General features: G+C 62.0%; 11 protein-coding genes. 4 read left to right on the top strand and 7 right to left on the bottom strand.

The genetic code is table 11. The annotated features are described in order from the left end of the window. Positions 1–120 precede the first annotated feature (120 nt). Complete coding sequence (locus LA321_RS15930; protein WP_026458027.1) at positions 121–372, top strand: DUF1289 domain-containing protein; 252 nt, start codon at positions 121–123, stop codon at positions 370–372. Positions 373–463: 91 nt separating this feature from the next. Here the strand turns inward: LA321_RS15930 and fruA are convergent, their stop codons facing one another. From fruA to fruB, 3 genes are read right to left on the bottom strand one after another with little or no spacing between them, the layout of a single operon-like run. Then, positions 464–2,194, bottom strand: a complete 1,731-nt coding sequence (fruA, locus tag LA321_RS15925) for a PTS fructose transporter subunit IIBC (protein ID WP_042069302.1) — start codon at positions 2,192–2,194, stop codon at positions 464–466. Further along, positions 2,191–3,180: a 1-phosphofructokinase gene (gene pfkB / locus LA321_RS15920; protein WP_042069301.1), complete on the bottom strand. Its 990-nt coding sequence runs from the start codon at positions 3,178–3,180 to the stop codon at positions 2,191–2,193. The genes fruA and pfkB overlap by 4 nt, the downstream gene beginning before the upstream one ends. Further along, on the bottom strand, positions 3,180–4,280 hold the full coding sequence (fruB, locus tag LA321_RS15915) for a fused PTS fructose transporter subunit IIA/HPr protein (protein ID WP_042069300.1): 1,101 nt from the start codon (positions 4,278–4,280) through the stop codon (positions 3,180–3,182). The genes pfkB and fruB overlap by 1 nt, the downstream gene beginning before the upstream one ends. Before the next feature lie 305 nt (positions 4,281–4,585). Between fruB and cra the strand changes: the two genes are divergently transcribed. Both cra and LA321_RS15905 read left to right on the top strand, forming a co-directional pair. After that, positions 4,586–5,572 carry a catabolite repressor/activator gene (cra, locus tag LA321_RS15910; protein ID WP_042026136.1) on the top strand — a complete coding sequence of 329 codons (987 nt, stop codon included), beginning with the start codon at positions 4,586–4,588 and terminating at the stop codon, positions 5,570–5,572. Between the two features lie 327 nt (positions 5,573–5,899). After that, positions 5,900–7,093 (top strand): aromatic amino acid transport family protein, encoded by a 1,194-nt coding sequence (locus LA321_RS15905; protein WP_042069297.1) that lies wholly within the window; start codon positions 5,900–5,902, stop codon positions 7,091–7,093. A gap of 207 nt (positions 7,094–7,300) precedes the next feature. On the opposite strand, the gene LA321_RS15900 is transcribed toward LA321_RS15905, so the two are convergent. The 3 genes from LA321_RS15900 to prmB all read right to left on the bottom strand — a co-directional run bounded on the left by LA321_RS15900 (position 7,301) and on the right by prmB (position 11,064). Then, complete coding sequence (locus LA321_RS15900) at positions 7,301–8,707, bottom strand: DEAD/DEAH box helicase (RefSeq protein WP_042069296.1); 1,407 nt, start codon at positions 8,705–8,707, stop codon at positions 7,301–7,303. Positions 8,708–9,027: 320 nt separating this feature from the next. Further along, the gene (aroC, locus tag LA321_RS15895) at positions 9,028–10,116 is read right to left on the bottom strand and encodes a chorismate synthase (protein ID WP_042069294.1); all 1,089 of its coding nucleotides are present in this window, start codon (positions 10,114–10,116) and stop codon (positions 9,028–9,030) included. Positions 10,117–10,128: 12 nt separating this feature from the next. Then, positions 10,129–11,064 carry a 50S ribosomal protein L3 N(5)-glutamine methyltransferase gene (prmB, locus tag LA321_RS15890; RefSeq protein ID WP_026457121.1) on the bottom strand — a complete coding sequence of 312 codons (936 nt, stop codon included), beginning with the start codon at positions 11,062–11,064 and terminating at the stop codon, positions 10,129–10,131. Positions 11,065–11,129: 65 nt separating this feature from the next. Here prmB and smrB point away from each other — a divergent pair, with 65 nt between their 5' ends. Continuing rightward, positions 11,130–11,654 (top strand): endonuclease SmrB, encoded by a 525-nt coding sequence (gene smrB / locus LA321_RS15885; protein WP_042069292.1) that lies wholly within the window; start codon positions 11,130–11,132, stop codon positions 11,652–11,654. A 111-nt stretch (positions 11,655–11,765) separates the two neighbouring features. Here smrB and LA321_RS15880 read toward each other — a convergent pair whose 3' ends face one another. Continuing rightward, positions 11,766–12,176 carry an SRPBCC domain-containing protein gene (locus LA321_RS15880; RefSeq protein WP_042026129.1) on the bottom strand — a complete coding sequence of 137 codons (411 nt, stop codon included), beginning with the start codon at positions 12,174–12,176 and terminating at the stop codon, positions 11,766–11,768. Between the last annotated feature and the right edge of the window lie 95 nt (positions 12,177–12,271).

Raw genomic sequence — 12,271 nt, 5'->3', positions numbered from 1 at the left:
CGGCGGGGAAGATGCCAAATTTGCAGGGGGAAAGCAAACGACTTCCCCGCCACGACGCAGGATTTCTCCAAAGGGGATCTTCTGGGTTATAACAAGGTAACAAGGTGTGAGAGGCCATGGATGGAACAGCTCGAGATCTTCCCGCTGCAAAGCCCCTGTATCGGGGTCTGCGAAGTGAACAACAAGGGCTACTGCAAGGGATGCCTGCGCAGCCGCGAGGAGCGTTTCAACTGGCAGAAGATGACCCAGGCCCAGCAGCAGGAGGTGATGCGCCTGTGCCGGGATCGCAAACGCCGGGTCGAGGCGGCGCGGCGCAAGGCCAGAGAAGGGGCAGAGCCCGAGCAGATGCCGCAACCCGGCTGGGATTTTTAGCCTCACCCCCTCCCTTCTTTCTCAATCATTCCCCTCTATCCAACATAAAAAAGGCGGCCCGCAGGCCGCCTGGTGAATGTCATTGCTGTTGTCAGGCCGCCGCCAGCTTGGCTGCCGGTTGCTCGGCACGCTTGAGCATGGCGTAAGTGACGCCGGTCACCAGCGACCCCGCCGCAATCGCCACGATATACATCATCACGTGGCTGATGGCATTAGGAATAAAGAGCACGAACAGGCCACCGTGAGGCGCCACCAGCTCGCAGCCAAACAGCATGGAGAGCGCACCGGTCAGGGCGCCGCCCACCATGCAGGCCGGGATGACGCGCATCGGATCCTTGGCGGCAAACGGAATGGCCCCCTCGGAGATGAAGCACAGACCCAGCACGAAAGAGGCCTTGCCAGCTTCCTGCTCCGCCTTGATGAACTTCTTGCTGGCGAGGAAGGTGGCGATACCCATGCCCAGTGCCGGCACCATGCCGGCAGCCATCACGGCTGCCATGGGTGCATAGGTCTTGGAGGCAAGCAGGCCCACCCCGAAGGCATAAGCCGCCTTGTTGACCGGACCACCCATGTCGAAGCACATCATGGCACCGATGATGATCCCGAGCAGCACGGCGTTGGCCGAGCCCATGTTGTTGAGGAACTCGGTCATGGCACTCATGATGCCGGCGACCGGCCCGCCCACCACGTAGATCATCACCAGGCCGGTGAACAGGCTGGCAAAGAGCGGAATGATGAGGATGGGTTTCAGTGCTTCCAGGGTCACCGGCAGGCGCACCTTGTCGCTCAAGAACTTGGCGCTGTAACCGGCAAGGAAACCGCCGACGATGCCACCGAGGAAACCAGCGCCCAGGGAACTTGCCAGCATGCCGCCGATCATACCCGGAGCAAGACCCGGGCGATCAGCAATCGAATAGGCGATGTAGCCTGCCAGCACAGGGATCATCAGGGCAAAGGCCGAACCGCCACCGATCTGCATCAGGGCCGCGGCCAGGGTACCTTCCTGCTTGAATGCCTCGATGCCGAAGATGAAGGAGATGGCGATGATGAGGCCACCTGCCACCACCATGGGCAGCATAAAAGAGACGCCGGTCAGCAGGTGCTTGTAAGGGCCAGCCTTTTCCTCTTTCTTCGGCGAGGCGGCGCCGCTGTGACGATACACCTTGGCCTCGGTCCAGGCTTTATCCAGCTCGGCACGGGTCTTCTTGAGCGCCGCCCCGGTGCTGGTGCGATAGACCGGCTTGCCGTCAAAGCGGGCCATGTCCACCTCGATGTCGGTGGCGAGGAACACCAGATCGGCAGCGGCAATCTCGTCCGCGGTCAGGGCGTTCTGGGCACCGACCGAACCTTGAGTCTCGACGCGGATCTGATGACCCAGCTGTTTGGCCATGGTCTCCAGCGCTTCTGCCGACATAAAGGTGTGGGCCACGCCGGTAGGACAAGCCGTCACCGCCACGATGCGCTTGGCACCAGTGGTTGCCGGTTTGGCTGTGATCGGGGCAGCCTGATGGCGATAGACGCTGGCGCCACTGGCGGCGGCTTCCAGAAGCGCAGCCGGATCCTGAAGAGCAAGATCCATGCTCCCCTGATAGACCCGCTTGCCGTCATAGGCGGCGAGATCCACCGGAGCACTGGCAACAACAAGCACCAAGTCGGCTGCGGCAATCTGCTCCTTACTCGGTACCTGGCGGGGCTGCACGCTGGAGCCGACGTCGAGGGTGAGCTCCCAGCCTGCCAGTTTGGCCTGCTGTTCCATCCGTTTTGCAGCGAGAAAGCTGGTGGCAATGCCCGCCGGGCAAGCCGTAACCAAGATTGCTTTCATTGGGCATCTCCTGAGTTTTCCATTGAGGGGGTATGGCATTGAACCGGTGCCAGCGCATCCAGACGCTGTACGCTCACCTGTTCAAGCAAGGGGTCAAGCACACTGATATCGCTAAAGCCGACCGCTACCTGGCTGACCGCCAGCGCAGAGACGGCGGTGGCCAGACGCAGGGTCTGCTCCGGCGCCCAGCCAAGGCTCAGACCATGAGCCAGCCCGGCCACCAGGGAATCGCCGGCACCCACTGTGCTGACCACCTGCATCTGTGGTGGAATGGCCTGCCAGGTGGCATCCGGGCCAAACCAGATGAGGCCATCGGCGCCGTTGGAGATCACCACATGGGGGATCCCGCTTGCCTGCAGCGCGCGGGCACACTCGGCCTGCTCTGCGAGTGTCTTGATGGGGCGCCCCGCCCACTGGCCGAGCTCCTCCAGATTGGGTTTGACCAGGGTCGGCGCGGCCTTGATCCCTTCGCTTAAGGCAGCACCGCTGCAATCGAAGAGCACCTGCTTGCCCTTGGCCTTGAGCAGGCTGATCAGGCGTGCGCAGTAGTCGGGCGCCACCCCTTTGGGCAAGCTGCCCGCCAGCACGAACCAGTCAGTGTGCGGGGCCAACTCGTCGATGACAGCCTCCAGCGCCTGTACCTCTTCTTCGTGAATGGTAAGCCCCGGCAGGTTGAGATCGGTGACCCGACCGGATTGCTCGGAGATCTTGACATTGATGCGGGTACTGCCCGCCACGCGCACGAAGCGGTCGGTCAGGCCCCGCTCGGCAAACAGGGAGACAAAGCTCTGCTGGTTGCCTTCACCAAGCCAGCCAGTCAGCCCCACGTCACGGCCCAGATCTTTCAACACCATGGCGACGTTGATCCCCTTGCCGGCGGCGCGCAAAGAGGCCTCGCTCACCAGGTTCACCTCACCAAGCTGCATGGCGTCGAGGCGGGTGGTGAGATCGAGCGCCGGATTGAGGGTAATGGTGACGATCTCCATCAATGCGCTCCCTCGCCCAGACCCGCGGCGATGGCCGCGCCGATCCCCTTGAGGGCGGCTTCGGCATCCGGCCCCTCGGCGCGAAACGCCAGACGGTGGCCGCATTTGACACCAAGGCCGATCACCTTCATCAGGCTCTTGGCGGAGACCGCCTCGCCGCTGCCATCCAGATTCGCCACCCGAATGTCCGATTCATACTCCTTGGCCACCTTGACCAGCATGGCGCCCGGCCGGGCATGCAAACCGTGGGGGTTGATGATGGTGAAAGTGTCTGAGAGACCGCTCGCCGGCCCCGCCTGCAGTATGGCCAGCCCATCGCTGCCCGCAAGCGTCCCGAGCTGACCTGCTGCCGCCAGTTGGGCCAGGTTATCCAGTTGCGCCAGATGGCCACTATCTGCGGCGCACAGCAGCAGCAGGGCACTGATCGGTTGATCTCCGGCGTTCATTGCACTGCTTGGGGTGGCCAGCACCCAGCCGGTCTGGGCCGCGGGTGCCCGCGCCAACCAGACGCCCTCGCCCAGGTAGACGGGGTCGCTTGCCAGCAGGGCGCTCACCATGGCGGCATCGCCCCAGCCGGCGGATTTGGCGCGGGCAGCGGCGCCCAGCAGCAGCTGGTCGCGATCGTCCGCCGGGAAGTCCGCCAAAGCCAGGAACTGCACCTCTTTGGGCGCCGTGGCACCGGTCAGGATGTTGATGATGGTGTCGGCATCGGTGGCCTCTTTGAGCTGGGCTGCCGCCTGCTCGTCACCCAGCACGTGGGTGAGCTGGCGCAAAATGCCCAGGTGCTCGTCAGACTTGGCGGCGATGCCGATGGCGACATAGGCGATCTGCCCCTCGTCCCACTCAATCCCCTGCGGGAATTGGGCCACCATGACGCCGGTACTCTTCACCAGATGGCGGGTGTCCGTGGTGCCGTGGGGAATGGCGATGCCGCTGCCAAGATAGGTGGCGTGCTGCGCCTCTCGGGCCAGCATCCCTTCCACGTAGCCCGCCTGCACCAGACCGGCTTCGGTCAGCTTCTCTGCCAGCAATGCGATGGCGTCAGCCTTGGTCGCTACCGACTGCCCCAGCAAAATCTGCCGTTGCTCCAACTTCAACATAGGGATCCTCCATCCGATCCTGGCGCCCGAGGGACGCCGGCTCGTCACAATTGACAATGCGGGTCATTTATCAGCTGACAATAGACCGGATTGCATCCCTTCGCGGGCCTGTCGGGTTTTCATCCCCGTCCATCGATTGTCTGCTGACAAGCTGAATCGTTTCACTTACACTCAGACTGAATCGTTTCAGCGAATTGATCAAGTACCCACAAAGAGTGCTTTTCAATGATATGATCCCGCGCACACTTTTCGCCGCCCTCACCCGGCACAGTGCCCGTGGGCCTTGCAACTCGAACAGAGTCGATATGATGAAACTGGATGAAATCGCCGCCCTCGCCGGTGTCTCGCGCACCACGGCCAGCTATGTGATCAACGGCAAGGCTGATCAATACCGCATCAGCCAGGCGACCCGTGACAAGGTGATGGCGGTGGTGACCGCCCACAACTACCAGCCGGACAGTCGCGCCGCCTCCCTGCGCGGTGGCCAGACCAAAACCTTCGGCTTCATCCTGCCCGACCTCGAGAACGCCAGTTACGCCAAGCTGGCCAAACGCCTCGAACAGGGCAGCCGACCCCATGGCTATCAGCTGCTCATCGTCTGCTCGGAAGATGATCCCGCCACCGAGAAGGAGCTGGCCCAGATGCTGGCCAGCCGCCACGTGGACGCTCTGCTGGTGGCCAGCTGCCTGCCGCCAGACGATCCCTTCTACCCGGGCCTGCAGGCACGCGGCATCCAGGTGCTGGCCATCGACCGGGCCATGACCGCCGACAAGTTCGTGACCGTCGCCAGCGAAAACGAAAAGGCGAGCTTTGATCTCACCGCCTCCCTGCTCACCCCGGCTATCCACCACATCGCCCTGATCACCGCTCTGCCACATCTCACGATCAGCCAAGAGCGCCGCGCCGGCTTCGAACAGGCCGTCGCCAGCCACAGCGCCGAGCGCCATCTGTGCGAGGGGGCCCACTTCTCCCGTACCGAGGGCTATCGACTGATCAAGACGTTGCACCAGCAACTTGGCCAGCTACCAGAGGCGCTGATCACCACCTCCTACATTCTGATGGAAGGGGTGCTCGACTACCTGATAGAGCAGGAGGCCGACATGAGCCGGCTCGCCATGGCCACCTTCGGCGACGATCGGCTGCTCGACTTCCTCCCCTTTGGCATCAACTCCCTGCCCCAGCAGCACGATGCCCTCGCCAACCAGGCGCTGGCGCTCGCCATCAAGGCGGTCAACGGTGACTATCAGTGCGGCCTGCACTATGTGAGCCGAACCCTCAAGCGCCGACGCTGACCCTCTCCTCGCCCCTTCAAGCTGGCACAATAAGTTGACGCGCTGATGGTAACGGCATTGCCATAGCGCGTTTTTTCACCGAACCAGCCTCCTTGTCATCATTTATTTCCACCTATCTCAGGACTACAGTACAAAATCTGCCTTGAAGGGGTTGTTTCCGATATTTTGATCCGTTAACTTGGCAACCATCTTTTACAGCCAATGGATTTTTCGTAACGATGGGTTCACTCCGATATTGCTAGCCTCCGGTCTCACTCCCGGAGGCGCCCCGACACCGTCAATGGCACGTATTGTTTACACTTTCACGCTCGATTTCGGATGGATTCCATGAATACCAAGACTCTGGGTTGTACCCTGTTGATCGCCGGCACCACTATAGGCGCCGGCATGCTGGCCCTGCCGCTGGCCTCCTCTTCCCTCGGCGGCCCCGCGACACTGGTGCTGATGATCGGCCTGTGGGCCCTGATGGCCTTCACCGCCATGCTGCAGGTGGAAGCGAGCCTCACCACCGGCAAGTGGTACCTGCACCAGCTGGCGGATCACCTACTCGGTCCCTGGGGCAAGCGCATCGCCTCCTTCTGCATCCTGATGCTGTTCTATTCGCTCGCCTCCGCCTACATCAGCGGCGGCAGCAGCCTGCTGGCCCAGGCACTGGCAGACGCCGGGATCCCCCTGAGCCAAGAACAGGCAGCCTGGGCCTTCACCCTGCTGTTTGGCGGCATGGTCTGTGTCGGTACCCGCTCGGTGGATTACCTCAATCGCCTGATGTTCACCGTAAAGCTGGTGATCATGGTGGCGGTGCTGGCGTTGCTGCTGCCGCGCACCGAGGGGCAGCATCTGCTCTCCATGCCGCTGGGCCAGGGGCTGCTGCTGGCGGGTCTGCCGGTCATCTTCACCTCGTTCGGCTTTCACGGCTCCATCCCGAGCGTGATGCTCTACCTGGGTGATTGCCCCAAGCAGCTGCGCCGGGTCTTTGTCTGGGGCTCCGCCCTGCCGCTCATCCTTTATGTGTTGTGGCAGGTGGCCATTCTGGGGCTGCTGGGACAAGAGGCCCTGCTCACCAACGGCGGCGCGCTCGATAGCCTGCTCGCCAGCGTCGGCAAGCTGGTCAGCTGGCCTGCGTTCAACCAGGCGATGCACCTCTTTGCGGATCTGGCGCTGGCTACCTCTTTCCTCGGCGTGACCCTGGGGCTGTTTGACTTCATGGCCAAGGTGACCCGTCGCAAGGACAACTGGCAGGGTCGCACCCAGACCGGCCTCATCACCTTCGTACCGCCCCTGCTGTTTGCCCTCTACTTCCCGCAGGGCTTCATCATGGCGCTGGGCTATGCGGCCATCGCGCTCGCGGTGTTGGCGGTGCTGCTGCCGGTAGCCCTGGTGTGGCAGAGCCGCAAGCAGGCCAAAACTCACCACTACCGCGCCCCGGGCGGCGTGCTGGCCCTTGGCCTGGCCGGCGCCATGGGGGTGCTGATCGTCGGGGTACAGGTGAGCGTCAGCATGGGACTGCTGCCGGCCCTGTAAAAACCCGCCTCCCGCGCAACAGAAGTTCAAAAGCCCCGCCAATAAACTTGGCGGGGCTTTTTGTATCCCGTTTTGCATCCAGCAAGTCAGCCCCCCAAAACGGAGGGCGGAATCCGGATCGCGGGCACAAAAAAGCCCTGCCAGATGGGCAGGGCCTTTAGAGCAATAGAACGAATAGGGAGCGTCGCTTCCGATTCGATTATTGGATTACTGGTTGTGGCTGGAACGGCGCGGACGACGGGCCTGAGCCGGTTTGCCGGCGCCTTCGGCCGGACGCTGGCCCCCCTGAGGCTTGGGCTTGCCGCCGTTGCCAGTGCGATTGCCACCACCGTTACCACCCGCGCCATTGCCGGAGCGACCGGCGCCCTGACGCTGGCCTTGACCCTGCGGGCGCGGCGCACGGCGCTGCTCGCTCGGATCACGCGGCTCTTTGCGCAGCGGCGCACCGATGCCGCGAGCGATGTTGTCCAGCGTCTCGCGGGAGGCTTCAAAGCCCGGCACCTGCTCGCAGGGGATGCTCTGCTTGGTCAGGCGCTCGATGGCCTTGATGAGCTTGCCCTCATCCGCCGCCACCAGGGAGATGGCGTGACCGGCGGCGCCGGCACGGCCGGTACGGCCGATACGGTGCACGTAATCTTCCGCCACGTTTGGCAGCTCGAAGTTCACCACCTGCGGCAGCTTGTCGATGTCGAGGCCGCGGGCCGCGATGTCGGTCGCCACCATGACGCGCACGCTGCCATCCTTGAAGCCGGACAGGGCGCGGGTGCGGGCCCCCTGACTCTTGTTGCCGTGGATGGCGGCGGCGCTGATGCCGTCTTTTTCAAGCTTCTCGGCAACCCGGTTGGCGATGTGCTTGGTGCGGGTAAAGACCAGCACCTGCTGCCAGTTGTTGCTGGAAATAAGGTGGCTCAGCAGGGCAATCTTGTTGGCCTTGTCGCACGGGTGCACCAGCTGCTCGATTCGCTCGGCGGTGCTGTTGCGCGGGGTCACTTCGATCACCGCCGGGTTGTCCAAGAGGCCAGTGGCCAGCTCGCGGATTTCGTCGGCGAAGGTGGCGGAGAAGAGCAGGTTCTGGCGCTTCTTCGGCAACAGGGCCAGGATGCGGCGGATATCGCGGATAAAGCCCATGTCAAGCATGCGGTCCGCTTCGTCCAGCACCAGGATCTCCACCTCGTCAAACTTGACGGCGTTCTGGTTGTAAAGGTCCATCAGGCGGCCCGGGCAGGCTACCAATACGTCCAGACCACGGCGGGTTGCCATCATCTGCGGGTTGATGCTCACGCCGCCAAAGACCACGTGGCTACGAATGGGCAGATGCTTGCCGTAGTTGCGCACGCTCTCGCCCACCTGGGCAGCCAGCTCGCGGGTCGGGGTCAGCACCAGGGCACGAATGCGGTTCGGGGAGACCTTGCGCTTGCTCTCGGTCAGGCGCTGCAGCATTGGCAGGGTGAAGCCTGCGGTCTTGCCGGTCCCGGTCTGGGCCGCTGCCATCAGGTCGCGGCCGGCCAGGACGGCGGGGATCGCTTGTTGCTGGATGGGAGACGGGGTGTCGTAACCTTGTTCGGCAACGGCACGCAACAAGGGTTCGGCCAGACCGAGGGAAGTAAAGCTCATAGTTACCTGCTAGGGATAGGGGCGCCGGGGATCTGCCATGGGGCTCCTCTGCTGAGCCGATGCCATCTCGCAGGATCCGGGCCTTGAGAAAACAACGATTTCCCCGGGGAGCAGAGCAAAGGGGAAAGAATAGAGGCGCAGTCTAGCGGAGTTGCTTCGGATAGACGAGAAAAATGTGACATTCCTCCCAGCACGGAAGGAAAACCACTGACTGATACCAGCCCTGGGGCTTTTCTGGCAAAAATGACGCGCGGCAATAAAAAGGCGACCCCGGGGTCGCCTTGTTGATCATGGCCTCAGCCACGAGCGCATAACACCCTTTAGCGCAGCTGCGGGGTATGAGTCATCACCCCCTGATTCTGGGCACGGTGGCGCAGCAGGTGATCCATCAACACCAGGGCCAGCATGGCCTCGGCGATGGGCACGGCGCGGATGCCGACGCAAGGATCGTGGCGCCCCTTGGTGATCATCTCGGTCGCCTCCCCCTCCGTGGTGATGGTCTTGCCCGGCACTGTGATGCTGGAGGTAGGCTTGAGCGCCATGCTCACCACGATATCCTGGCCGGAGGAGATACCGCCCAGGATGCCGCCCGCATGGTTGCTGGCAAAGCCGGTCGGGGTCATCTCGTCACGGTGCTCGGAGCCTTTTTGCTCCACTACCGCAAACCCGTCACCGATCTCCACCCCTTTCACAGCATTGATGCCCATCATGGCGTGGGCGATGTCGGCGTCGAGGCGGTCAAACACCGGCTCGCCCAGGCCCACCGGCACGTTGCGAGCCACTACTTGCACCTTGGCACCGATACTGTTGCCCTCTTTCTTCAGATCACGCATGTATTGATCGAGCTCCTCCAGCTTGCCCGCATCGGGAAAGAAGAAGGGATTTTGCTCAATCTGCGCCCCATCGAACGCCTCGGCCTTGATGGGGCCGAGCTGGGAGAGAAAACCGATGATCTCGATGCCGTGCACCTGTTTCAGGTACTTCTTGGCGATAGCCCCCGCCGCCACCCGCATCGCGGTCTCGCGGGCAGAGGAGCGGCCACCGCCGCGATAATCACGCTGACCGTACTTCTGGTGATAGGTGTAATCGGCATGGCCAGGGCGGAACAAGTCCTTGATATCGGAGTAATCCTTGGAGCGCTGATCGGTGTTTTCGATAAGCAGCCCAATGGAGGTCCCGGTGGTCTTTCCTTCGAACACCCCGGAGAGGATCTTTACCTCGTCCGGCTCGCGGCGTTGCGTAGTATAGCGGGAGGTGCCGGGCTTGCGCCGGTCAAGATCCCCCTGCAGATCCGCTTCGCTGATCTCGAGCCCGGGCGGGCAGCCGTCAACCACGGCGCCCAGCGCCAGGCCATGGCTCTCGCCAAAGGTGGTGACCCGAAAGAGTTGGCCAAAACTGTTCCCTGCCATGCTTGCTCCTGCTTAGTTCTTGTAGATGGCGAAATGATCCTGATACTGCACCAGCTCGTCACGGGTCATCACGAACACACCGTGGCCGCCGTTCTCGAACTCCACCCAGGTAAAGGGGATCTCGGGGAACTGGGCCTCCAGGTGGATCATGCTGTTGCCCACCTCGACCACCAGCACGCCGTCCTCTTTGAGGAAATCAGCGGCATGGGCCAGCAGGCGCTTGGTGAGCTTGAGGCCATCGGAACCCGATGCCAGCGCCAGCTCGGGCTCGTGGCGAAACTCGTCCGGCAGATCCGACATGTCTTCGGAGTCCACATAGGGCGGGTTGGAGACGATGAGATCGTACTTGTCGCCGGCCGGCAGATCGCGGAACAGATCGGAGCGGATCGGAATGACCTGCTGCTCCAGCCCGTGATCATTGATGTTGCGCTCGGCCACGTTAAGGGCATCGACGCTGATGTCGATGGCATCCACTTCCGCCTCGGGGAACTCGTGGGCCATGATGATGGCGATGCAACCGGAGCCGGTGCAGAGATCCATGATCCGGGTCGGTTCATGTTTGAGGAAGGGCGCGAAGCGGTTGGCCACCATCTCGGCGATGGGAGAGCGCGGGATCAACACCCGTTCGTCCACATAGAACTCCCAACCGGCATACCAGGCCTTGTTGGTGAGATAAGGTGCCGGCACCCGCTCCTGCACGCGGCGAATGATGAGTTCGGCGATACGGTGACGTTCGCTGCTGGTCAGGCGGGAGTGGCGCATGGCGGGATCAACATCCGGCGGCAGATGCAACGCGGGCAGTACCAGTTGCACAGCCTCATCCCAGGCGTTGTCGGTCCCATGTCCGTAGAAGATACCGGCGTCGTTGAAACGACTCATGGCCCAGCGCAACATGTCCTGGATGGTGTGCATCTCGGCAACCACCTCATCGATAAATATCTTGTCCAAATCCACCTCCAAGTCGAGTAATATCCGGCCCGAGAATTTTACAAAGCGAGCAAGACGAGTACCTGATGAAAAAAACGCCCTCACCGACAGACGAGGAAACCCAGCTGTTCCGCGATGCGATAAAAGGTACCCGGAAAATCAAGCAAGATACCATAAGGGCCGAGTTGCGCCCGGTCAAGCAGAAACGCGAACTGCGCGAAAGCCGCGAAAAGCTTGGGGTTGACCACTATTTCAGCGATGAGTACCAGCCCCATCTGGAAGAGGATGGACCGACCCGTTACGTGCGCGAAGACGTGTCGAAATTCGAGCTGAAAAAGCTCAAGCGCGGCAGCTACCCGCCGGAGATTTATCTGGATCTGCACGGCATGACCCAGCAACAGGCCAAGCAGGAGCTGGCCGCCCTGCTCACCCTGTGCCAAAAAGAGAACATTCACGTCGCCTCCGTGATGCACGGCATCGGCAAACACATCCTCAAGCAGCGTATCCCGAGCTGGCTGGCCCAGCACCCCAATGTGCGCGCCTTCCACCAGGCCCCCCGTGAATGGGGCGGTGACAGCGCCATCCTGGTACTGCTGGATATAGAAGAGTAACGCCCTCGCGGCGACCCACGGGCAGCGCCACACCAGCGCATCGCGCAATCAAGGCGCAATAAAAAAACCACCGGCGTCTTGCGGTGGTTTTTTATCGGCGCTGATGGATCACTATCCGGCGGCCTCCACATAACGCTTGAAGTTATCCAGGATGCTCTGCCAACCGGCCTGCTGTGCGGCCGCACTGTGCTCGGTCTCGGCATCGAAGAGTTCATGAACGTGCGTCATGTCCGCCTCTTCGGTGAAACGAACCTCTACCTCTCGCCCGTCATCCATCACATAACAGAGCAGGTTGGGAGCCTCGATGCGGGTGAAGGTGCCAGTAAAATCAAAACCGGCACTGCCATCCCTGGCCGCCATGTGATGACAAAAACGCCCCCCAACCACCAGATCGACCCGACTGCCGGTCGTGTGCCAGTCATCGCTAGCCGCATTCCATCTGGCCACACAATCCGGATCATTCCAGGCCCACCACACCGCTTCTATCTCTTGTTCGACACGCGTCTCGACGCTGATCTTCATCACCCTCTCCCGATTTGTACCAAGGTAAATTCCCGATCGAGCCGCTCCCTCACTGCTGCCATTCATACCTTGCGAAGATGCATGACGTCGATCCA

Origin of the sequence: Aeromonas enteropelogenes (assembly GCF_020097295.1) — a bacterium.
In the GTDB taxonomy this organism is placed as follows: Bacteria; Pseudomonadota; Gammaproteobacteria; order Enterobacterales; family Aeromonadaceae; genus Aeromonas; species Aeromonas enteropelogenes.
The sequence above is the reverse complement of the archived record's forward strand: the minus strand, read 5'-3'. Positions and strand labels throughout refer to the sequence as shown.

Bases quoted from the DNA above. Each gene is read 5' to 3' on its own strand.
- LA321_RS15930 (WP_026458027.1), top strand. From the start codon at position 121: ATGGAACAGCTCGAGATCTTCCCGCTGCAAAGCCCCTGTATCGGGGTC.
- fruA (WP_042069302.1), bottom strand. From the start codon at position 2,194: ATGAAAGCAATCTTGGTTACGGCTTGCCCGGCGGGCATTGCCACCAGC.
- pfkB (WP_042069301.1), bottom strand. From the start codon at position 3,180: ATGGAGATCGTCACCATTACCCTCAATCCGGCGCTCGATCTCACCACC.
- fruB (WP_042069300.1), bottom strand. From the start codon at position 4,280: ATGTTGAAGTTGGAGCAACGGCAGATTTTGCTGGGGCAGTCGGTAGCG.
- cra (WP_042026136.1), top strand. From the start codon at position 4,586: ATGATGAAACTGGATGAAATCGCCGCCCTCGCCGGTGTCTCGCGCACC.
- LA321_RS15905 (WP_042069297.1), top strand. From the start codon at position 5,900: ATGAATACCAAGACTCTGGGTTGTACCCTGTTGATCGCCGGCACCACT.
- LA321_RS15900 (WP_042069296.1), bottom strand. From the start codon at position 8,707: ATGAGCTTTACTTCCCTCGGTCTGGCCGAACCCTTGTTGCGTGCCGTT.
- aroC (WP_042069294.1), bottom strand. From the start codon at position 10,116: ATGGCAGGGAACAGTTTTGGCCAACTCTTTCGGGTCACCACCTTTGGC.
- smrB (WP_042069292.1), top strand. From the start codon at position 11,130: ATGAAAAAAACGCCCTCACCGACAGACGAGGAAACCCAGCTGTTCCGC.
- LA321_RS15880 (WP_042026129.1), bottom strand. From the start codon at position 12,176: ATGAAGATCAGCGTCGAGACGCGTGTCGAACAAGAGATAGAAGCGGTG.